At 70.1% G+C, this 20,657-nt stretch carries 19 protein-coding genes; 12 read left to right on the forward strand and 7 right to left on the reverse strand.

Annotated elements, in window-relative coordinates:
* The first annotated feature begins 91 nt into the window (after window positions 1-91).
* Window positions 92-1,831, forward strand: coding sequence for an acyl-CoA dehydrogenase (locus WCJ52_RS00100; protein WP_336901247.1), 1,740 nt, complete (start codon window positions 92-94; stop codon window positions 1,829-1,831).
* A gap of 109 nt (window positions 1,832-1,940) precedes the next feature.
* On the opposite strand, the gene WCJ52_RS00105 is transcribed toward WCJ52_RS00100, so the two are convergent.
* The 3 genes from WCJ52_RS00105 to WCJ52_RS00115 are packed head-to-tail and all read right to left on the reverse strand — an operon-like array spanning window position 1,941 to window position 6,247.
* Complete coding sequence (locus WCJ52_RS00105) at window positions 1,941-3,017, reverse strand: carotenoid 1,2-hydratase (protein ID WP_336901248.1); 1,077 nt, start codon at window positions 3,015-3,017, stop codon at window positions 1,941-1,943.
* Window position 3,018: 1 nt separating this feature from the next.
* Window positions 3,019-5,574 carry an ABC transporter permease gene (locus WCJ52_RS00110; RefSeq protein WP_336901249.1) on the reverse strand — a complete coding sequence of 852 codons (2,556 nt, stop codon included), beginning with the start codon at window positions 5,572-5,574 and terminating at the stop codon, window positions 3,019-3,021.
* Window positions 5,564-6,247 carry an ABC transporter ATP-binding protein gene (locus WCJ52_RS00115; protein WP_336901250.1) on the reverse strand — a complete coding sequence of 228 codons (684 nt, stop codon included), beginning with the start codon at window positions 6,245-6,247 and terminating at the stop codon, window positions 5,564-5,566. The genes WCJ52_RS00110 and WCJ52_RS00115 overlap by 11 nt, the downstream gene beginning before the upstream one ends.
* Before the next feature lie 111 nt (window positions 6,248-6,358).
* Here WCJ52_RS00115 and WCJ52_RS00120 point away from each other — a divergent pair, with 111 nt between their 5' ends.
* A complete protein-coding gene (locus tag WCJ52_RS00120) occupies window positions 6,359-7,363 on the forward strand; it encodes a D-cysteine desulfhydrase (RefSeq protein WP_336901251.1) in 1,005 nt (334 codons plus the stop codon).
* Window positions 7,360-8,052, forward strand: coding sequence for an amino acid racemase (locus WCJ52_RS00125; protein ID WP_336901252.1), 693 nt, complete (start codon window positions 7,360-7,362; stop codon window positions 8,050-8,052). Before WCJ52_RS00120 ends, WCJ52_RS00125 begins: the two co-directional genes overlap by 4 nt.
* Window positions 8,053-8,131: 79 nt before the next feature.
* Here WCJ52_RS00125 and WCJ52_RS00130 read toward each other — a convergent pair whose 3' ends face one another.
* Window positions 8,132-8,533, reverse strand: a complete 402-nt coding sequence (locus WCJ52_RS00130; protein ID WP_336901253.1) for a DUF6491 family protein — start codon at window positions 8,531-8,533, stop codon at window positions 8,132-8,134.
* 149 nt (window positions 8,534-8,682) lie between these two features.
* Here WCJ52_RS00130 and WCJ52_RS00135 point away from each other — a divergent pair, with 149 nt between their 5' ends.
* The gene (locus WCJ52_RS00135) at window positions 8,683-10,476 is read left to right on the forward strand and encodes a M3 family oligoendopeptidase (RefSeq protein WP_336901254.1); all 1,794 of its coding nucleotides are present in this window, start codon (window positions 8,683-8,685) and stop codon (window positions 10,474-10,476) included.
* A gap of 19 nt (window positions 10,477-10,495) precedes the next feature.
* Here the strand turns inward: WCJ52_RS00135 and WCJ52_RS00140 are convergent, their stop codons facing one another.
* Window positions 10,496-11,854 carry an amidohydrolase family protein gene (locus tag WCJ52_RS00140; RefSeq protein ID WP_336901255.1) on the reverse strand — a complete coding sequence of 453 codons (1,359 nt, stop codon included), beginning with the start codon at window positions 11,852-11,854 and terminating at the stop codon, window positions 10,496-10,498.
* Window positions 11,854-13,296: an amidohydrolase gene (locus WCJ52_RS00145; RefSeq protein WP_336901256.1), complete on the reverse strand. Its 1,443-nt coding sequence runs from the start codon at window positions 13,294-13,296 to the stop codon at window positions 11,854-11,856. The genes WCJ52_RS00140 and WCJ52_RS00145 overlap by 1 nt, the downstream gene beginning before the upstream one ends.
* A gap of 112 nt (window positions 13,297-13,408) precedes the next feature.
* Between WCJ52_RS00145 and WCJ52_RS00150 the strand changes: the two genes are divergently transcribed.
* The 8 genes from WCJ52_RS00150 (at window position 13,409) to WCJ52_RS00185 (ending at window position 19,680) form a co-directional block, all read left to right on the forward strand.
* Window positions 13,409-13,879, forward strand: coding sequence for a PaaI family thioesterase (locus WCJ52_RS00150; RefSeq protein WP_336901257.1), 471 nt, complete (start codon window positions 13,409-13,411; stop codon window positions 13,877-13,879).
* 3 nt (window positions 13,880-13,882) lie between these two features.
* Window positions 13,883-14,944, forward strand: a complete 1,062-nt coding sequence (locus WCJ52_RS00155; RefSeq protein ID WP_336901258.1) for an alpha/beta hydrolase — start codon at window positions 13,883-13,885, stop codon at window positions 14,942-14,944.
* A gap of 88 nt (window positions 14,945-15,032) precedes the next feature.
* Window positions 15,033-15,263, forward strand: a complete 231-nt coding sequence (locus WCJ52_RS00160; RefSeq protein ID WP_336901259.1) for an aa3-type cytochrome c oxidase subunit IV — start codon at window positions 15,033-15,035, stop codon at window positions 15,261-15,263.
* 44 nt (window positions 15,264-15,307) lie between these two features.
* A complete protein-coding gene (locus WCJ52_RS00165; RefSeq protein ID WP_336901260.1) occupies window positions 15,308-16,444 on the forward strand; it encodes a Re/Si-specific NAD(P)(+) transhydrogenase subunit alpha in 1,137 nt (378 codons plus the stop codon).
* Window positions 16,445-16,455: 11 nt separating this feature from the next.
* On the forward strand, window positions 16,456-16,791 hold the full coding sequence (locus tag WCJ52_RS00170; RefSeq protein WP_336901261.1) for an NAD(P) transhydrogenase subunit alpha: 336 nt from the start codon (window positions 16,456-16,458) through the stop codon (window positions 16,789-16,791).
* The gene (locus tag WCJ52_RS00175; RefSeq protein WP_336901262.1) at window positions 16,788-18,203 is read left to right on the forward strand and encodes an NAD(P)(+) transhydrogenase (Re/Si-specific) subunit beta; all 1,416 of its coding nucleotides are present in this window, start codon (window positions 16,788-16,790) and stop codon (window positions 18,201-18,203) included. The genes WCJ52_RS00170 and WCJ52_RS00175 overlap by 4 nt, the downstream gene beginning before the upstream one ends.
* Before the next feature lie 84 nt (window positions 18,204-18,287).
* On the forward strand, window positions 18,288-18,797 hold the full coding sequence (locus tag WCJ52_RS00180; RefSeq protein WP_336901263.1) for a hypothetical protein: 510 nt from the start codon (window positions 18,288-18,290) through the stop codon (window positions 18,795-18,797).
* 31 nt (window positions 18,798-18,828) lie between these two features.
* The gene (locus tag WCJ52_RS00185; protein WP_336901264.1) at window positions 18,829-19,680 is read left to right on the forward strand and encodes an alpha/beta fold hydrolase; all 852 of its coding nucleotides are present in this window, start codon (window positions 18,829-18,831) and stop codon (window positions 19,678-19,680) included.
* On the opposite strand, the gene WCJ52_RS00190 is transcribed toward WCJ52_RS00185, so the two are convergent.
* The coding region (locus WCJ52_RS00190) for an ATP-binding protein (RefSeq protein ID WP_336901265.1) at window positions 19,664-20,657 on the reverse strand (994 nt) is incomplete at its 5' end. The genes WCJ52_RS00185 and WCJ52_RS00190 overlap by 17 nt on opposite strands.

Here is a 20,657-nt window from a genome sequence, read left to right on the forward strand (position 1 = left end):
CCGTCCTGCGAGGGTCAACCGGCGTCAAAAGGGTTGCGCGGGCGAGGCGCCCTGCGCCATCAAGCCTGCAGCCTTTGCTCCGGAGTTTCCCATGTCCTTCCGCGCCCCCCTGCAGAGCCTGGACCTCGCCCTTGCGGCGGCGGGTCTGCCCGCCCTCATGGCGGACGGCTATCCCGACCTCGACGCAGAGACGGTGACGGCGGTCCTGGCCTCGGCGGCCGCCTTCGTGGAAGCCGAGCTGGCTCCGCTCAACGCCGACGGCGACCGCATCGGGGCCCGGTTCGAGAACGGCGTGGTCTCGGCCGCCCCGGGCTTCGCCGAAGCCTACCGGGCCTTCGCGGCCCAGGGCTGGAATTCCCTGGCGGCGGACCCGGAGTTCGGCGGCCAGGGCCTGCCCAAGGTGCTTGAGCTGGCCGTCTTCGAGATGGTCCACGCCGCCAACATGGCCTTTGGCCTCTGCCCCATGCTGACCCAGGGCGCCATCGAGGCCCTGACCCTACACGGCACCCCGCGCCAGAAGCGGCTGGTCCTGCCCCGCCTGGTCTCGGGCGAGTGGACCGGCACCATGAACCTCACCGAGCCCCAGGCCGGTACGGACCTGGCCGGCGTCACCGCCCGGGCCGAGCCCGACGGCGATGGCGGTTACCGGCTCACCGGTCAGAAGATCTACATCACCTGGGGCGACCATGACGCCGCCGAGAACATCTGCCACCTGGTGCTGGCGCGCCTCCCGGACGCCCCGCCCGGGGTCAAGGGCATCAGCCTCTTCCTCGCTTCCAAGCGCCTGATCGACGACGAGGGCCGGCTAGGTGCGGCCAACGCCCTGCGTGCCGCTTCGATCGAGAGGAAGCTGGGCATCCATGGGTCACCCACCTGCGTCATGCTGTTCGAGGGCGCCCGCGCCGAATTGGTGGGAGAGGCGAACAACGGCCTGGCCCATATGTTCGTCATGATGAACGCCGCCCGGCTTCAGGTGGGTGTGCAAGGGGTGGCCATCGCCGAGCGCGCCCTGCAGCAGGCCCTGGCCTATGCCCAGGACCGGGTTCAGGGCCGCCCGGCACTGGGAGGGGAATCCATCTTCGGCCATCCCGACGTCCGCCGGAGCCTGGCCCTCATGCGCGCCAAGGTCGAGGCGGCCCGGGCCATCTGCCTCCTGACCGGCGTGCTGGCCGACCAGGCCCGCCTCGCCCCGGAGGCTTCGAGCCGGGACCTGGCCCGGGGCCGCCAGGAACTGCTGACGCCCATCGCCAAGGCCTGGTCCACGGATGTCGGCGTCGAGGTCGCCTCCATGGGCGTCCAGGTCCATGGGGGCATGGGTTTCATCGAGGATACGGGCGCCGCCCAGCACTATCGCGACGCCCGGATCGCCCCGATCTACGAGGGCACCAACGGCGTCCAGGCCGTCGACCTTGCCGGCCGCAAGCTGTCCATGATGGACGGCGTCCTGATGCCGGGCCTCTGCGCCGAGATGGCCGCCGACGCCGCGGCCCTCGAGGCCGAGGCGGGGCTGGAGGGCGTGGGCCGACGCCTGGCCGTTGGGGTCGCGGCCCTCTCCGCCGCCACGGGCTGGATGCAGCAGAACCGGGGCCCCGACGCCCTGGCCGGCGCCACGGCCTACCTGCGCCTGTCCGGCGATGTCATCGGCGGCTGGATGCTGGCCCGCCAGGCCGTCCTGGCTCGCAGCCGCGCACCGGCCCTGGCGGAGTCCCGCGCCGCCCTGGCCCGCATCTTCGCCGACCAGGTCCTGGCCCAGGCGCCGGGCGTCGCCGAGGGGGTCATGGCCGGCGGCGGGGACCTGGCCCTCCTGGACGCAGACTCCCTGGCCGGCTGAGGGTTCACGGGAGAGGCCCTTGACCCCCTCCGTCCCAGGGCTTCGCCCCGGTCCACCTCCCCCTGGGGGGAGGAATTAGGGAGGGCAGCTGATGGGGGGTGACCTGGGCCTAAAGCCTAAGCGGCGCGGCGTAGCCGGTCAGCTCCAGGTAGCCTGAACCGCCGGGGACGCGGACGGCGCCTTCCCAGTAGACAGGTCCTCCCGAGGGGCGGCTGTCCAGTTCCTGGTCGTCGAACAGGGGCGTCAGGGTCCAGCGTCTCTCCCCCTGGGGCGTTTGCATGCGCACGGTCGGCGCGACCGGATAGACCGCGCCCGTGCGCGGCGACTTCCAGGTGCGGCCCGGATCGAAGGCCACGGCGCCATTGGGCGCGCTCCAGGTCCGACCCTGCGCCGTGCGCAGGGAGCCACCGGTCCAGATAGGGCTCCCCTGGGCGTCGCGCACCCGGAAGGCCGTCAGGGTGCCGCCGTCATCGAGGTTTACCCCAGTCCAGTCCCAGCCCACCGCCGAGGGATCGAGCAGGGTCGAGGACCATTCCCGGTCCAGCCAGGCCTGGCCGCGGACCTGCCGGCGCCGTCCCTCGCGCCCCAGGACGCCGGAGACCTTCAGGTGCGGCAGGCTGTAATAATAGCTGGCCTGCCCGGGACGAGGCCCCTTGCGGCTGAAGCCCTCCTGTCCCTGGAGCAGGAGGGGCTGGGTGGGCGCAAGTGTCAGGTCGAGGCTGAAGCCCTCGCCCGCGGCCTGGGTCTTCAGCTCGCCCGTGGGCGTGCGGACCAGGCGCCAGTCGTCCAGCACGACGTCCATGTCCCGGGTCGAGGCGCCCGCCAGTCCAAACCCCTCCCGGGCGATCCTCTGGCCGTGGAGCAGGCGACCGGTTCGGGGGTCGGAAAGGGCGGCGTGGGCAAACAGGACCTGACGGGGCGCGAAGCGGCTGGGATTATCCTCACCCAGACCCGTCCGTGTCCGGAAGAACGTGATCTGGAAACCGAGGGGTGCGCCAGACTCTTCGAGCCAGCCGGTGATGTACCACCACTCGGTCCGGAATTCGGGGTGGGCGCCGTGGTCCCTTGGAAAGACCAGTCGGCGGCCCGGAACCACCGGGGCGAAGGCCGGGGCGGCCGCGACGGCGGGTGCAGCTGCAAGGGGGACCGCCGCGGTGAGGAGGGTCCTGCGCGTGAGGTCCGCCATCCTACCAGTCCTCCCGCACGGCCCGCACCGCGTCCGCCGAAAGGGCGCTGCGGCCTGCGAGGAGGGCGGTGAGGGCCGAGGCCAGGGTCAGGGCAAGGGTCAGGCCCCCCAGCAGGCCCCAAGGCCAGCGGGTGTCCATGGTCCAGTTGAAGGACTGCGGGTTCACCACCTGGATCAGAACCTGGCCCATGGCCGCCCCAAGGGCGAGGCCGGCGACCGCGCCAATGGCGCCCAGGAAGGCGCCTTCAAGGGCCAGCATGGCGAGGATCTGGCCACGCCCCGCACCGACGTGCCTCAGCATGCCGAACTCCCTTCGCCGGGCCAGGGTCTGGGCCGAGACCGTCGCGGCGACCCCGGCGACCCCTACAAGCACCGCGACCGCTTCCAGGGCGTAGGTCACCGCAAAGCTCCGGTCGAAGATTTTAAGGGCGGCCCGGCGGATCTCGCCAGCGGGCGCGATCTCGGTCTGGGCAGCGAGGTCCGGGGGCAGGTACCCGCGCACCCGCGCCAGGACCTCTGCCCGGTCGGCGTCCGGAGCCAGGGTCAGCGCCGCCTCGTTGGCCCCGGTGTCACCGGTCAGGCGGGCATAGTCCGAACGCGGCACGGCCAGGGCGCCGAACTGCCGGCCATAGTCCCGCCAGACCCCCGCCACCCGAAGGGGCACGGATCGGCCCGCCAGGGGAAGATCAAGTTTGTCTCCCGGTGCCAGGTGGTAGAGGCGCGACAGGGGCTCGGAAATCCAGACCGGGGTTTCTCCCGGCCCGACGGTCGTCGGGGCGCGTCGCCAGGGCAGGTCGGGGGCGCGGGTGCCTGGGGGTACGGGGATCGCCAGCAGGGTGACCGCTGGGCGCTCGGGCGTAAGCTTCAGGGTCAGGGACCGGCGGGACTCCATGCCGGTGACGCCAGGAAGGGCGGCCAGGGCGGCCTGCAGGCCGGGATCCAGGCCCGAGGTCTCGGCCGCGGCGACCCTGAGGTAGATGTCCGCGGGCAGGATGGCGACCAACCATTCGTCCACGGACCCCCGGAAGCTGGAGACCATCAGGCCCATGGCCGCCATCAGGCCGGCGCTGGCCACCAGTCCGCAGAGGGCGACAGCCGCCTGGTCAGGGGCGCCCGCCAGGCGCGCGGCCGCCAGCCGGACGGGAACCGGCGCCCTCATCCTGGCCAAGGGGGCGATCATCACTCGCGCCAGCCAGGGCATGGCGGCGACACCTGCCGCCAGGATGAGGGCGATGGCGGCATAGCCGAACAGGGGCAGGCCGGCGACCGGGGGCGCGAAGGCCGCTGCAAGGCCGACGGACCCCAGGACAAGGGCCGGGACCAGGGGCGGCCGGCGCTCGGGGTCCCCGGACCGTCCCGCCGCCTTCAGGGCCTCGGCCGGGGGGGCTCCGGCGGCCTCGAGGGCGGGAAACAGGCTTCCGGCGATGGCCACCGCCAGCCCCAGGCCGGCGTGAAAGGTCGCCCAGGCCGGCGAGATCTCAAGGACAGGCCGGCTGCCGCTGAAATAGCCACCCCCGAGATCGCCGCCGAGGAGGCCCAGGACGCCCCAGGCCAGCCCCGCCCCGCCGGCAAGCCCCAGGGCCGCGCCGACGACCCCCAGGCTGGCGCCCTCGGCCAGGACCTGCAGGAACAGGCCCCGCCGCTGGAGTCCCAGCACCCGGAGCAGGGCGAAGGCGGGTCGCCGCCGCGCGATCGACAGGGACTGGGCCGAAAAGACCAGGAAGCCCCCTGTCAGCAGGGCGACCATGGCCAGCATGCCCAGGTTGACCCGATAGGCGCGGGACAGGTCGCTGGTGCGGCGGGTCTCCGCCTCCGGCGTAACCAGGCGCGCATCCGGGGGCAGGACGGCCGAGATATCCCGGGCCGCGGCATCTGGCCGGATCCCGGGTGCAAGCATGACGTCGAGCCGCGTCAATCGGCCGACCCTGTCGAACCTCTGCTGGACGGCAGCGATATCGGCGACGGCGATCCGCCGGCCAGCCTCTACCCCGGGCAGGGCCCCCGCCACGGGCATGACGACTCGTCGCCCGCCTTCCCGGATTTCGAAAGTGGTGGACTTCGCGCCGGGTTCAGCCCGCCATCCCGTGGCCGGGGACAGCCAGACGGCGTCTTCCATGTCCCTCCCGGGCCCCGAACCGAACCCCATGCCGGATCCCGGTCCCGAGGCGGCGGCCAGGGCTGGCGTCACCCGCGCTGCCCTCAGCGGGTCCAGCCCGATGACGGTCAGGGGATCGCCGGCTGTCGTCCGGGCGGCGATCTCGATCACCGGGCTGACAGCGGCAAGTCCCCGCAGGCGGGCAATGCGCGGATAAAGGGCCTCGTCGAACCCGGCCGGGGCCACCGCCTCGATCCGGATGTCCGCCGAACCGCTGACGCTGCGCACGGCGGAGTCGAACTCGGCGAGGGCCGAGCGGTTGACGAGGTGAACGGCGAAGCCGAGCGCCACGCCCACGGCGATGGCGAGCACCGCCACCAGTGTACGGACCGGGTTGGCCCTCCACTCGCCGCGGACCATCCAGCCTAGGAGGGTCGGGGGAAGCGCCGAATCAGCCGCCATGCCGGTTCCTGAGTCCGGCGCGACCGAGGACCAGGGTCCGGTCGGCCGCCTCGGCGGCGCGGACCGAGTGGGTGACGAGGAGGACAGAGGCCCCCCTGGACCGCGCTGCATCCAGCAGCAGGGCAAGGCTGCGGTCGGCGGTCTCCGGGTCCAGGTTGCCTGTGGGCTCATCTGCCAGGATCAGGCCGGGCTGGTGCACGAGGGCCCGGGCGATGGCCGTGCGTTGCAGCTCGCCCCCCGACAGGCGCGACGGGAAGTCAGCCTCGCGGCCGCCCAGGCCGACGGCGACCAGAAGCTCTGCGGCCCGGGTCAGGGCGGTGTCGCCCTCCACCCCGGCCAGCACCAGAGGCAAGGCCGTGTTCTGCGCCAGGGTCAGGTGGGGAAGGATATGAAAGGCCTGGAAGACGAAGCCCAGCTGCTCCCGCCGCAGCCGGGTCCGTTCCGTCTCATTCAGGCCAGAGAGAGCCCGGCCACCGATCCAGATTTCGCCGCCGTCCGGGGCGTCGAGGCCAGCGACCAGGTTCAGGAGGGAGGACTTGCCAGCGCCGGACTCCCCGGTGATCGCCACCACCTCGCCGGCGGAAAGGTCAAGGTCGAGACCCTCGAACAGGACCCGTCCACCGGGCACCGTCTTGGAGAGGTCGCGAATCCTGAGGGGTGCCGGGAGAGCCATTGCCCCTATCTAGGGCCGCTGGGACGCCGGGGGAATATCCGCCCTGGAACAGACGTCTTCAGGGTGCGTCGCGAGGGCGGGCGGTGTATGGGGCAAGACAGGAGATCGTCCATGCACCTGGCCCGCTTCCCCCGCGCCCGCTTCGCCCACCTGCCGACGCCCCTGGAGCCCATGCCGCGCCTGTCCGCTGCGCTTGGCGGCCCGACCCTGTGGGTCAAGCGCGACGACTGCACCGGCCTGGCCGGCGGTGGCAACAAGACCCGCAAGCTCGAGTTCCTGGTCGGCGAGGCCCTGGAGGCCGGGGCCGACACCCTGGTGACCCAGGGGGCGGTCCAGTCCAACCACGTCCGGCAGGCGGCCGCCGCCGCGGCCCGGTTCGGGCTCGCCTGCGAGATCATCCTGGAGACCCGGGTGGCGACGGAGGCTGAGGACTACAACCAGTCGGGCAACGTCCTCCTCGACCGGCTACTGGGCGGGCGGCTGCGCCGGGTCCCGGCCGGGAGCGACATGAACGCGGCTCTTGCGGAGGTGGCGGACGAGGTCCGGGCCCGCGGCGGTCGGCCCTACATCATCCCGGGCGGGGGTTCGAATGCGGTCGGGGCCCTGGGCTATGCCGACTGCGCCCGCGAACTCCTGGTCCAGGCTGATGCCCAGGGCCTGAAGATCGACCGGATCGTCACCGCCACCGGCAGTGCGGGCACCCACGCCGGCCTCATCGCTGGCCTGGCCGCGATCGGTGCGGACATCCCCGTCCACGGCTTTGGCGTTCGCGCACCCCGGGACCGCCAGGAGGCCAACGTCCACGCCCTGGCCGTCGAGACCGCCGCCCTGCTGGGCTCGGCGGACCGGGTGCGTCGGGAAATGACCGTCGCTGACTGCGACTATGTTGGCGCGGGCTACGGCATTGCCGACGAGGGGGTCTTCGAGGCCCTGCGCCTTGTTGCCCGCACCGAAGGCCTGCTGCTGGACCCGGTCTACACCGGCAAGGCCGTGAAGGGGCTCATCGACTATGCCCGCAAGGGTCGCTGGGCCACCGAGACCGTTGTCTTCCTGCATACCGGCGGTGCGCAGGGCCTGACGGGCTATACATCCGTTCTGGAAGGACATCTCGAATGAACCAGGTTCTCGGCGTCCTTGGCGGCATGGGACCCGCCGCAACCCTGGACTTCCTGGGCAAGCTCCAGGCCCTGACGCCTGCGAACAAGGACCAGGACCACATCCGGGTCATCGTGGACATCAATCCCCAGGTGCCCGACCGAAACGATCCCTTCGCCCAGGCCGGGCCGGTCCTCGCGGAAATGGCCGGCGGTCTCCAGGGCGCTGGCGCCCAGGTCCTGGCCATCGCCTGCAACACCGCCCACGTCCACGCAGACCTGATCAGCCGGGCCTCGGGCCTTCCCCTGGTGGACATGATCGAGACCGCCTGCCGGGTGGCCCGGGACACGGGCGCCCGCAGGGCAGGGGTGCTGGGAACCCGCGACGCCCTCCGGCTCTACCACGAGTACATCGCCGCCCAGGGCATGGGTCTGGTCACCCTGTCCCGGGACGACCAGGCCCGCTTTATGGACCTGTTGGCGCGGATCAAGGGCGGCGACCTGGGACCCCAGGTCCGGGAGGGCATGGCCACCCTCGCGGAGGCCCTGGTCGCCGAAGGCGCAGAGGCGGTCATCGCTGGCTGCACGGAAGCGCCCCTGGTGCTCGACCCGGCGGATGTCCGCGTCCAAATGATCGACGCCAGCGAGGAGTTGGCGCGGCGCTGCGTCTCGGTCTGCCTGGGACTCGAGCCCCTGCCCCAGGGCCGCTGAGGCCCGCGGAACAGGCTCTAACATATTGAAATTAGAGCCTTTTTTCCTTTTCAGACGTTCCGTCTTAAAGGAACAGGCCCTAGGGCTTCAGCTTCTTGGGCAGGGCTGCGGCCTGTTCGGGGGTCAGCCGCTCGATCGACTTGATGATGCAGCGCCGGGACATGGGTCCGGCCACGCCGAGGTTCAGGTCCATGGGCTTGCAGATCTGGCTGGAGGCGCCGAGGGGCTCCAGAACCAGGGGGTCCGAAGTGGTCACACCCGCGAGGCACGACCCGCTGAAGGTAAACTTATAGACCTCCTTCCGGCGCACGGAATAGTAGAGGGTGTCCGAAGAAGCGATTGTGTGTCCGCCAAGGTCGCTCAGGCGAAAGCAGGGTGTAGAGGCGCGGGCGGGATCTGCCGGCGCTGCGGGCGCGGCTGAGGAAGCCGCGGGCGCGGCTGCCAGGGTGGCCAGGGCAAGGACGGCGGCTCGGAACATCATTTTTTGGTATCTACTCCGGTCAGGTCAGCGGCGATCCCCAGCCAAGGACTAATCTCGCCCCTCACCTCCCGTTACGTCAAGTCGAAGGTGCCGTTTCCTCGTCAGTCCAGGGCTGGCGGCGGCGGGGAGCCCTAGGTTAGGTTCGGGACATGACCGCTCATGTTTCCCCCGACACCCTTCCCATCTGGCGTCTTGATGACCTCTACGCTGGCCGGGAAGATCCCCGCATCGACGCCGATTTTGATGCCGCCGCCGCCGCCAACGCCGAACTGCTCACCCTGGAGGGGCGGTTGGTGGGTTCACGGTCCGATCCCGCCGCCCTGGGCGGGCTCCTGGACCAGGGGGTCCGGCTCCATGAGGCGGCCTCCAACGCGCTCTGGCGCATCGGGGCCTTCGCCGGCCTGGCGGCGTCTACGGCCCGGGATGATCCAGACTGGGCGCGCTTCGAGGCGGATATCCGGACCCGGTCGGCTGGGATCGGCGCCGAGAGCCTGTTCTTCACCCTCGAGATCAACCAGTTGGAGGACGCCGAGATCGAGGCCGCCCTGGCGGCGTCATCCGATGCCGCGCGCTGGCGACCCTGGCTGCGCCGGGTGCGGGCCTTCCGGCCGCATGAACTCTCGGCGGACCTGGAGCGCATTCTGGTCGACCGGGGCCCGGCGGTGGCCAACTGGACCCGGCTCTACGATGAGACCCTGGCCCGGATGAAGGTGCGGGCGGGCCGGCGTCGGCTGACCCTGCCGGAGGCGCTGAACGCCCTTTCCGACCCGAACCCGGAAGAGCGCCGGAGGGTGGCCTCGGGCCTGTCCTCCGCCCTCGCCGAGTCGGGACCGACCCTGGCCCTGGCCCTCAACACCCTGGCCTTCGAGAAGCAGGTCGAGGATCGCTGGCGGCGGTATCCGGATCCGGTGGCGGGCCGCCACCTTGGCAATGAGGTCGACCCCGAGGCCGTCCACGCCCTCGAAACAGCGGTTTCATCAGGCTATGCCCGGGTCAGCCATCGCTACTACCGCCTGAAGGCGAAGGTGATGGGGCGGACCGCCCTGGATCACTGGGACCGCAATGCGCCCCTGGACTCCGTCGCGCCCCGGACCTGGACCTGGCCCGAGGCGCGCGCAATCGTCGAGGCCAGCTTCCGGGACCTGGCGCCCCGGTTCGCGGACGGGACCCGCGACCTCTTCGAACAGCCCTGGATCGACGCCCGGCCCCGCCCGGGCAAGCAGTCGGGCGCCTATTCCCACCCGGTGATCGCGCCGCACCATCCCTATGTCTTCCTGAACTATATGGGCGAGCGCCGGGATGTCCTGACCCTGGCCCACGAGCTGGGCCACGCTGTCCACCAGCGCCTCTGCGCCCCGCTGGGCACCCTGCTGGCCGACACGCCCCTGACCCTGGCGGAGACCGCCTCTATCTTCGGCGAGGGGCTGGTCTTCGAGCGTCTCCTGGCAGAGGCGGGGCCGGCGGAAAGGCGGGGCCTGCTGGCCGGGCAGATCGAGGACGGCCTGAACACAGTCGTCCGGCAGATGGCCTTCCACCAGTTCGAGACCCGGTTCCACGCCGCCCGTCTCAATGGCGAGCTGTCCCCCGAGGCGATCGGCGGGCTCTGGCTGGAGGTGATGGGCGAAAGCCTTGGCCCGGCGGTGCGGCTGAACGCCGGATACGAGCACTACTGGGGCTATATCAGCCACTTCGTGCACTCGCCCTTCTATGTCTACGCCTACGCCTTCGGCGACCTGCTCGTCCGGTCCCTCATGGAAAGGCGCCGGGAGGACCCGGTGGCCTTCGTGCCCCTCTACGAGGACCTGCTGGCGTCCGGGGGAACCCGGACCTGTGCCGAAGCCCTGGCGCGTTTTGGTCTCGACCCCCGGGACCCGGACTTCTGGGCGGCGGGCGTGCGCCAGCTTGAGCGCCAGGTTGACGCCTTCGAGGCTCTGGTGGGCTGACGCGCCGGTCCGACAGGCCCTAGCGGTGCTTGTAGGCGGGTGGCAGGGGCGTTCCGAGATCCAGGTAGCGGTCCCTGAGCTCCGTCTGGCGGGTGGTCAGGGACTGGGCCTGGCCGCGGATGTAGACGGCCCGGGCGGTGGTCAGCGGCTCAAAGGGGTCGCCAGACCAGACCACGAGGTCCGCATCCTTGCCCGGTTCGAGGCTTCCGGTCCGGTCGCCGACGCCAAACATCCGCGCGGGATTGAGGGTCACCGCCGCCAGGGCCGCGTCCCAGGGCAGGCCCCAGGCCACGGCGGTTCCAGCGGCGTAACGGGTCTCGCGCGCCCGATGGGCCGCGCCCTCGGGGGCCGTGAGGGCCACGGTCACTCCGGCAGCCTGGAGGCGTGCCGCGTTCTCCAGGGTCGAGCCGAGGACCTCGAAACTCTCAGGCCTGTCGGCGTAGGGATAGAGGATGACCGGGACCCCGGCCCGGGCGATGTCCGCCGCTGCCATCCAGCCTTCCTCGGCACCCTCGAGGATGACCTTGAGTTTTTCTTCCCTGGCCAGCTTGAGCACCGCGCGGATGTCTGCCTCCTTATGGACCCGGGCGATGAGCGGGGTCCGCCCCTGCACCACGGGCACCAGGGCCTCGAGGTCCGCCCGGGACAGGCCGAGCTCGCGATAGCTTCCGCGCTCCCAGGCTGACCGGTTGGCTGCATAGGCCCGCACATCGGTGAAAACGGACTTCAGGGCGGCGATCTGCGCCCCCCGGGCGCCACCAGCGGCGCGGGCGCCAGTATTGCCGAAGGCCACGACCTCCCCGATCCCGCCGCGCACCACCATGTCGTCGGAGCCATCGAGCCGGATGACTGCGCCCTGGCCGGCGAACAGGGTGTTGGGCCGAGGGCCCTGGCCGCCGCCGGCCGTCATGCGCTCGCCGGCGACGTCGCCTTCACCCTCGTGGTACTCATAGCCTCCGCCCGCCGGTTGGGGCAGGACCACGGCGCTGGTCAGGCCGCCCGTCCGCGCCACCGGGATCAGGGTCGAGGCTGGATCGAGGCCATCGCGGATGTCGAAGGCGGCGCCGATCTGGGGATTGTCCACCGACAGGTCGTCGCCCAGGGCGCTGATCTCCACCGCTCCCAACAGGCTTCCTGTGGCGAAGAGGCCAGGGGTGATGACCGCGCCTGAGGCGTCGATGACCCGGGCACCCGCAGGCGGTGACCCCTTGCCGACCGAGACGATCTTTCCGTCGCGGACGACGAGGACCCCTGGGTCCAGGGTTCCGGCCGGTCCGGCGGTGACGATGCGGGCACCCGTGAAGGCGACGGTTTCGGCCGCTGCTGGGACAGCGGAAGCCAGGGCAAGGGCGGTGGCGAGGCGAACTAGACGGCGCATCAGCGGACTCCCTCGCCAGGTTGGCCAAGATCGAAGTCGGACCGCGGCTGGTAGCGCGGGTCCCGGCGGTCCCAGGTCAGGGCCCCGTCGATGAAGACCTTTTCCGTCCGGGCGTAGACCGAGAAGGGATCATGGTCCCAGATGACGATGTCGGCGCGCTTGCCGGGCTCCAGGGTGCCGGTCTGGTCGAGGACGCCCAGGGCCTTGGCCGGGTTGGCGGTGATCCAGCGGATGGCCTCGGCCTCGGAGATCTGCAGTCCGGCGGCCCGTCCGGCGGCCAGGGCCACGGCGGCTTCCTGGTTCAGCCTCTGGGTAAGGTCCGGGTCGTCCGACTTGATGATGCCGCAGCCCTTGGCCGCATGGATCAGGGCTACGTTGGCCTCGACCGAGTCGTACATCTCCAGCTTGGCACCCCACCAGCCGGCCCAGGTGGCCACGCAGATGTCGTTGGCCGCCAGCAGGTCGGCGATCTTGTAGGCCTCCACGGCGTGGTGGAAGGCGGTGATCCGGTAGCCGAACTCCTTGGCGATATCGATCATGATCGCCATCTCGTCGGCCCGGTAGCAGTGGTTCTCGACCAGGATCTCGCCGCGCAGGACGCCGGCCAGGGTGTCGAGCCCGAGGTCCCGGCGGGGCGGATCAGCCTTTTCTCCGCGCCCTACCTTCGCCCGGTAGTCATCCCATTTCCGGACGTAGTCCGCGGCCTCGATCCAGGCGGCGCGGTAACCGGCGACGTTACCCATCCGGGTGGAGGGCGCCCGGCCCCTGGACCCGTAGACACGCTTTGGGTTCTCGCCGCAGGCCATCTTCAGCGTGTAGGGCGCGCCGGGGAACTTCATGCCCTGCACGGTGCGAGAGGGAACGTTGCGTAGGGTCACCCCACGGCCGCCGATCAGGTTGCCCGATCCCGGCAGGATCAGGACGGTGGTCACGCCGCCGATCCTGGCGGTGTTGAATCCGGGGTCCTGGGGCCAGACGGAGTGCTCCGCCCAGACCTGGGGGGTCGTTGGGCTGGTCATTTCGTTGCCGTCGGAGTGCGCCGCCACGGCGGGCGAGGCGTAGACGCCCAGATGAGAATGGGTGTCAATTAGGCCGGGCGTGACCCACTTGCCCCGGGCGTCGACGGTTGTCACGCCAGCCGGGACCGTGAGGCCCTCGCCCACCGCCTCGATCCGCCCGTCGCGCACCAGGACGGTGGCGTTGTCCAGGGCCTGGCCGGTTCCCGTCAGGGCGCGGGCACCGACGATGGCGAAGGCCGCCGAGGGCAGGGGCCTGTAGGTCGAGGGAAAGGCATCGGGCCGCACACCTGGGTCCAGTCCGGCTGGCAGGGGCTTGGCAGCGGCGGCCTTGGCCTCCGCCTTTGGGGTCGGGCCCTTCGTCGTGGCGCAGGCCGAGAGGGCCAGGGCGGCCAGTCCGACCGCCAGCACACCGGATCTCAACATTCCGACTGCCCCCCAAGAACTTCAGGAGCCCCCTATCAATCATGTGCCGGCGCCCCCGCCAAGCCGGAAGGCGCTTGCCATTTTCCGGGGCTCCTTTAGTCACCCCATCGCTATGTCCGATGACCTGACAGAAGGCCCTACGGCCGTTGTGCCCGACGGCTTCGTGATCAATCTCTGGCAGCACGGCTTCGGCCGCACGGTCGGGCCCTTCTATTCGCGCCGTGATCCGGAGACGAATCTCGAGGTCCTGGCCTTCCGGGTCGAGGGCCATCACGCCAACGGCATGAACAACTGCCACGGCGGCATGCTGATGAGCTTCGCTGACATGGCCTGGGGCCGGGTGATCTCCAACCAGCGCGAGATGGGCTGGGTGACGGTCCGCCTGGTGACCGACTTCATGGGTCCGGGACTGATGGGCAACTGGGTCGAGGGGACCAGCGAAATCCTCGCGGAGGACGGCGATATCTTTACTGTTGCGGGGCGGATCTGGTCGGGTGACCGGATACTGATGACCGGCACCGGGGTATACAAGGGCATCCGGTCTATCCGCCGAAAAGCGGGCTACCGGGAGGCGCAGGAGTAGAACATGCCGATCGATCCCGCGATCAAGGAAGGCGCGCCCGTCGGGTATTACGACGACCGCCCGATACACACCGAACCGGGGGCGTTGCCGCCAGAGGTCCAGGCACCGCTCGCCCCCTTCCGCGGCGGGGAGCCGGACTCCCCCGAATGGTTCCGGAACGCCCTGGCCCAGGCACCGGAGCGCAGTCATGTGGAGTCCCTCGGCGCCCGGATCGAGATGCTGGTCTGGGGACAGCGGGGCAAGCCCGGCCTGCTCCTGGTGCATGGCAACTCCGCCCACGCCGACTGGTGGAGCTTCATCGCCCCCTTTCTCGCCCAGGATTTCCGGGTGGCCTCAATGTCCCTGGCGGGCATGGGCGATTCGGATTGGCGCGAGACCTACGCCTTCCAGGACTTTGCCACCGACGCGGAGGCTGTGGCCCAGGCCGCGGGGCTCTACGAAGCTGGAAAGCCGATCTATATCGGCCATTCCTTCGGCGGCTCGCAGGTCTTCTTCGCCGCCGCCAGTCATCCCGAACGCATGCGGGCCGCCATCCTGGTGGACACGGGTTTCGGCGGGCCGCCCCCGGACTCCGCCGAAGGCAAGCGCATGGCCGAGCGCATGGCCGAGCAGGTCCGGAACATCCCAACGGGCGACCGGGCCCAGCGGGTCTATCCCAGCCTGGAAGAGGCCCTGTCCCGATTCCGCCTCATGCCTCCACAGGTGGCCGGCAACCTCTTCATCGCGGACTACATCGCCCGCCAGTCCCTGAAGAAGGTGACCAAGCCGGACGGCTCGGAGGGCTGGAGCTGGCGCTTCGACCCCAACATGTGGGCCAAGCTCGACCGTGGGTTGATGAGCGGGATGATGGGCGGCGGTCCCCCCCAGGTCGCTATCCCCCTGGTCCATATCTATGGCGACCGTTCGGCCATCATCAGCCGTCGGAAAGAGGGCGGACCCTCGCCCCTGCCGCCCCAGACCCTGGAGATCGCCATTCCGGACTCCGCCCACCACATCATGATCGACCAACCCCTGGCGCTGATTTCGGCACTCCGCGGCCTTCTGGCGGTCTGGCCCGGTGCCTGAGCCCGACCTCACCGGCGGACTTGAGCGGCGCGGCTGGAGCGTGTAACCCCCCGTCCACAGACCCTGTATCGGAACAAGAGAGTCCCGAATGCCCTCCGAATATCATCACGGCGACATGGATATCAGCGAGCAGGCCGCCACCTATGGCGGCTTCATGGTCGTCACCAAGTGGGGCTCCCTGGCGATCGCCGCCCTGCTGGTCCTGCTGGTCCTCTGGTTCTGCACCCCCGCCGGCTTCCTGGCGGGCCTAGGCGCGTCCCTGGCCCTGACTGTGATCGGCATTGTCGTTCTTCGGGAAAAGCCCGACGCGGCGCATTAGGGTCGGGCTGAGCCTGTACCATCATCGGGAGACCGGAACGACCTATGGCCGTCATCGCTGTTATCCGTGAGTCCCATCCCGGGGAAACCCGGGTCGCCGCCACGCCCGAGACTGTTCGCAAGCTGATCGCCGCCGGCTTCACCGTGGCCGTCGAGGCCGGAGCTGGCCAGCACGCTGCCTGCCTCGACGCCGACTACGCTGCCGCAGGCGCGCGGCTGGCCCCGTCCGCCGCCGACGCCGTCAAGGGTGCAGACATCCTCTTCGGCATCCGGATGCCCTCCGCCGAGGCCCTTTCGGCCCTGAAGCCGGGCGCCATCGTCGCGGCCTCGCTCAACCCCTACCAGGACCGCGCCGGGCTCGAGGCCCTCGCCGCCAGCGGGGTGGACGCCTATGCCCTGGAGTTCATTCCCCGGATCACCCGCGCCCAGGTGATGGATATCCTGTCCTCCCAGGCCAACCTCGCCGGCTACCGCGCCGTGATCGAGGCCAGCAGCGCCTATGGCCGCGCCCTGCCCATGATGATGACCGCCGCTGGCACCATCGCCGCGGCCAAGGTGTTCGTGATGGGGGTCGGCGTCGCCGGGCTCCAGGCCATAGCCACGGCCCGCCGACTGGGTGCCGTGGTCACCGCCACCGACGTCAGGCCGGCCACCAAGGAGCAGGTGGAGTCCCTTGGGGCCAAGTTCATCGCCGTCGAGGACGACGAATTCCGCAACGCCCAGACCGCCGGTGGCTACGCCAAGGAGATGAGCGCGGAGTACCAGGCCAAGCAGTCCGACTTGATCTCTGGCCACATCGGCAAGCAGGATATCGTCATCACCACCGCCCTGATCCCGGGCCGGCCGGCACCCCGCCTGGTCACGGCGGCCCAGGTCGCCTCCATGAAGGCCGGCTCGGTCCTCGTCGATCTCGCCGTTGAGCAGGGCGGAAATGTCGAGGGCGCGAAGGCCGGCGAGACCGTCGAAACGGACAACGGGGCAAAGATCCTCGGTATCGCCAACATGCCGGGTCGGGTTGCGGCGGACGCCTCGGCCCTGTTCGCCCGGAACCTGCTGGCTTTTTCGGGCCTTCTTCTCGACAAGGACGGGGCCCTTGCTCCCGACCTTGAAGATGAAATCCTCAAGGCTGCCCTGGTCGTCAGCGGTGGAAAGATCGTGCATCCGGCTCTCGCCGGATCCTGATGGAGGTGCACATGGACGTTGATCCCACAGTCTTTCGGCTTGCCATCTTCGTTCTGGCCATCTTCATCGGCTACTACGTGGTCTGGAGCGTCACTCCAGCCCTGCATACGCCCCTGATGGCGGTGACCAACGCGGTCTCCTCGGTGATCATCGTGGGGGCCCTGTTGGCTGCGGCCGCACAGGGCGCACCGGGCGCCGGCGCAGGTGCGGCGATGATCTCCAAGGGTGCAGGCGCCCTTGCCGCTGGACTGGCGGCGGTGAACATCTTCGGTGGCTTCCTCGTCACCCAAAGGATGCTGGCCATGTACAAGAAAAAAGAGCCCGCCAAGAAGGATGCCGCCAAGTGAGCGCCAACCTCGCCGCCATCCTCTACCTGGTCTCCGGGGTGCTCTTCATCCTGGCCCTGCGCGGACTGTCCAGCCCGGTGACCAGCCAGGCGGGCAACCGCAACGGCATGATCGGCATGGCCCTTGCGATCGGCGTGACCCTCGTCACCCTGTTCAGCCAGGACAAGCTGGATGGCCTGACCGTCGGGCTGATACTCGGCGGCGTTGGCGTCGGGGGTGGGATCGGTGCGGTGATCGCACGCCGGGTGGCCATGACCTCCATGCCCCAGCTGGTGGCCGCCTTCCACAGCCTGGTCGGCCTTGCCGCCTGCCTCGTGGCGGTAGCCGCCGTCTATACGCCGGGCGCCTACGGGATCGGCGCGCCGGGCGCCATCCACGGCGGTTCCCTTGTGGAGCTGTCCCTGGGCCTGGCCATTGGCGCGGTGACCTTCACGGGCTCGGTCATCGCCTTCGCCAAGCTGAACGGCAACATGTCGGGGGCGCCCATCCTGCTTCCCGCCCGGCATGTCGTGAACATACTGATCGGCCTTGCCCTGGTGGGCCTGGTCGGCGTTCTGGTGGTCAGCGGCGGTTCAGCCCTCTGGGCCTTCTGGGCCATTTTCGCCCTGGCCCTCATCCTCGGGATCACCCTCATCATCCCCATCGGTGGCGCGGACATGCCCGTCGTGGTGTCCATGCTGAACAGCTATTCGGGCTGGGCGGCGGCGGCCCTGGGCTTCACCCTCGAGAATATCACCCTGATCATCACCGGTGCCCTCGTCGGCTCATCGGGGGCGATCCTGTCCTACATCATGTGCAAGGCGATGAACCGCAGCTTTGTCTCGGTCATCCTGGGCGGCTTCGGCGCTGACGACAGCGCAGCGGCGGCCGGCGGCCGGGTGGAGACCCGCCCGGTCAAGAAGGGCTCGGCGGAAGACGCGGCCTTCATCATGAAGAACGCCTCCAAGGTGATCATCGTTCCCGGCTACGGCATGGCCGTCAGCCAGGCCCAGCATGCCCTGCGCGAGATGGCCGACAAGCTGAAGGAGGAAGGCGTCGACGTGAAGTACGCCATCCACCCCGTCGCTGGCCGCATGCCCGGGCACATGAACGTCCTGCTGGCCGAGGCCAACGTACCCTACGATGAGGTCTTCGAGCTCGAGGACATCAATGCCGAGTTTCCGACCGCGGACGTGGCCTTCGTCATCGGGGCCAACGACGTCACCAACCCGGCGGCTAAGACCGACCGCTCCAGCGCCATCTACGGCATGCCCATCCTGGACGTCGAAAAGGCCCGGACCGTTCTGTTCGTGAAACGCGGAATGAGCTCGGGTTATGCCGGCGTCGAGAACGAGCTCTTCTTCCGCGACAACACCATGATGCTGTTCGGTGACGCCAAGAAGATGGTCGAGGGTATCCTCAAGTCCCTGTGAAGCGCGACTTTCAGGAATTCAGCCTCCGCTTGCAGCACCCTTCCTCTGGGTACATGCTCCCTGTCGCCATCAGGGAGGCAAGTCATGCGAAGTCTCGTAAACGGGCTTTTGCTCGCGTCGATTGTCCTACTTACATCGTGCTCAGGACCCAAGTCACCGGAAGCACCTGCCGCGCCCATCGTCTTTTCCATCCCCCTCGAGCCGAACACCAACGGAGTTCTCGAACCCCGGTCCGGGCGCGTCACGGTCGGGACCGGCCCCAAGGCCTATTCGGCGGACGTCGGCCTCAGCCCCAGCTGGTGGGTGACCGGCGACGGTTTCAAGATCGTCTGGTTCGCCGGATTGAGCCAGACCCAGCGCTATTTCCAGATCAGCGGCGAGGCTCCCGGAGAGGCCGCCCGGCCCAAGCTGCTGAAGTCGCCCGAGGAATCAGTCCGGGAGGTGAGGGTGGCCTTCGATGGCGCGCCGCCTATCCGGGTCCTGCCCGAGGCGACGCGGGCCGTGTTCAAGCCACCGGCGGGGGCCAAGGCCGTGACCTCGGTGGAGATCACCTTCGGCCCTGTGGCCGCCCCGGTCTCCTACACTTGGAAATAGCCCCGACGGCTGCGACCTCCGGGGGGCCGTCTTGAGGGGCGAAGGCGTCGATATCGGCGGCCGGCGTCTGCGCGCCGTGAGGGCCGGACCTTCGGAAGGTGGACCGCTGGTCGTGTTGGAATGCGGCGCTTTCGGCTGCGCCGCCGACTGGTTCGTCGTCCAGACCCTGCTGGCCGAGCAGGGCGTCCGGAGCCTGGCCTACGACCGGGCCGGCCTCGGGTATTCGGATCCGGGCCCGGATCCCCGCGACGCCCGGGCCATCGCCGCTGACCTGGAGGCCCTGGTCGCCTGTGTCGACCCGAACTCGCGCCTGGTTCTCGGCGGCCACTCCATGGCTGGGCTCTTCCTTCGCAGCCTCGCCCCCCGGGTCCGCCATCGCCTGGACGGCCTGGTGCTGGTGGACGCCGTGACCCCAGAGTCCAGCAAACATCCAGCTGTGGCCTGGATGGTCGGCGGCTTCCGCCTGGCCATGTTCGGGCTCGACCGGGTGGCCGACCTCGGCGTCATGCAGGCCTGGGCCCTGGTGGCCGGGGACCGGATCGGTCTTCCGCCTGAGGTTTCCCTTGAGAAGCGACAGATCTACGCCTCGGCCTCGCATGCGCGGACGGCGGCCCGGGAAGTGCAGCAATGGCCCGCCTCGGCCGAGCAGGGGCGGATGCAGGGGCCCTTCGATCCGGATCTGCCCGTGGCTGTCGTGACGGCGGGTGCCGTACCCCTGCCCGCCGACCTCCAGGCCCTCCAGAACGCGCCTGCTGTCGATTCCCGCGCCGGATGGGTGGACCGCGTTCCCGGGGCCCAACACGCCAGCCTTCTGGGCCCCCGGTTCGCCCACCGGGTCGTCCGCGGCTTCGAGCACGTTCTTTCCGTCAATCCTGCAGGCTAGCCTCAAGGGCCGCTGCCCCGGCTTCGGTGGCGACGCCGCCGCAGGCCGCGATAAGGCGCGCTCGCGCCAGGGGGCGGAGCCGAACGCCTGAGCCCGGCGTCCCGGCGAGCCGGACGCCCTCCTCGGACACCACCGCGGCCAGGGCGCCCCGGCAGGGTGCAGGCGCTGCGGCCAGGGCCGCCCGAACCAGGGGTTCCAGGCGCGCCATCCTGCCGGCCAGCAGGCTGACGCGGGCAGGCCGGTCCGCCACGATCTCGAAGCGCCCGTCGAAGACCCCCGTCTCCCCGGCCTCCAGCACCAGGTCGACGACGCCTGAACGCCGGGCCTCCCCGGGTGACCGGGTCCAGAGGATCCGGGTGCCGTCGGCAAGGATAAGCGCCCCGGCCAGTGTGGCGTGAACGGCTCCGTCGCCGGACAGCCGCTCGCAGAGCGCCCTGAGGGTGGCGGACCTGGGCGGCCTCGCGGACCCGGCGGCGGCCAGACAGGCGGCGCCCGCCACCTGGATCGCCGCGCCCCTGTCCGCCGTCCGGAAACGTCTACGGTCCAGGACCAGTCCGAAGGGTACCGCCTGCGCCTCGGCCGACAGGGCTGCAGCGGCCCCGTCCGCTTCGCCGAGGGAAATTTCCATCGCCTCCCTGTCGGGCTTGCTGGACAGGGCGAGCCGGGCGCGACTACGGGCGAACCGGACGTCGCTGTTGGCCGGATCCTCGATCCAGGATTCGCCCCGGGCGGCGAGCCACGCCCGCAGGTCTGACCGGTGGATTGCGAGCAAGGGGCGCAGGAGAAAGACGCCTCGGCCCTCGGGCCAGACGGGCGAAGGTGTCCATTCCCGGGGAGAGGGTGTGGTCCCGCCCATCGTCCGCATGACTTCGGCCTCCGAACGGTCGTCCGCCGTGTGCCCCATCAGGATCACGCGAGCACCCGCCGCGCGCGCGGCGTCAGCCAGGAGCCGGTGACGGGCCTGACGGGCAGCCGCG

The sequence above is a fragment of the Phenylobacterium sp. genome, assembly GCF_037138395.1.
GTDB lineage: Bacteria > Pseudomonadota > Alphaproteobacteria > Caulobacterales > Caulobacteraceae > Phenylobacterium.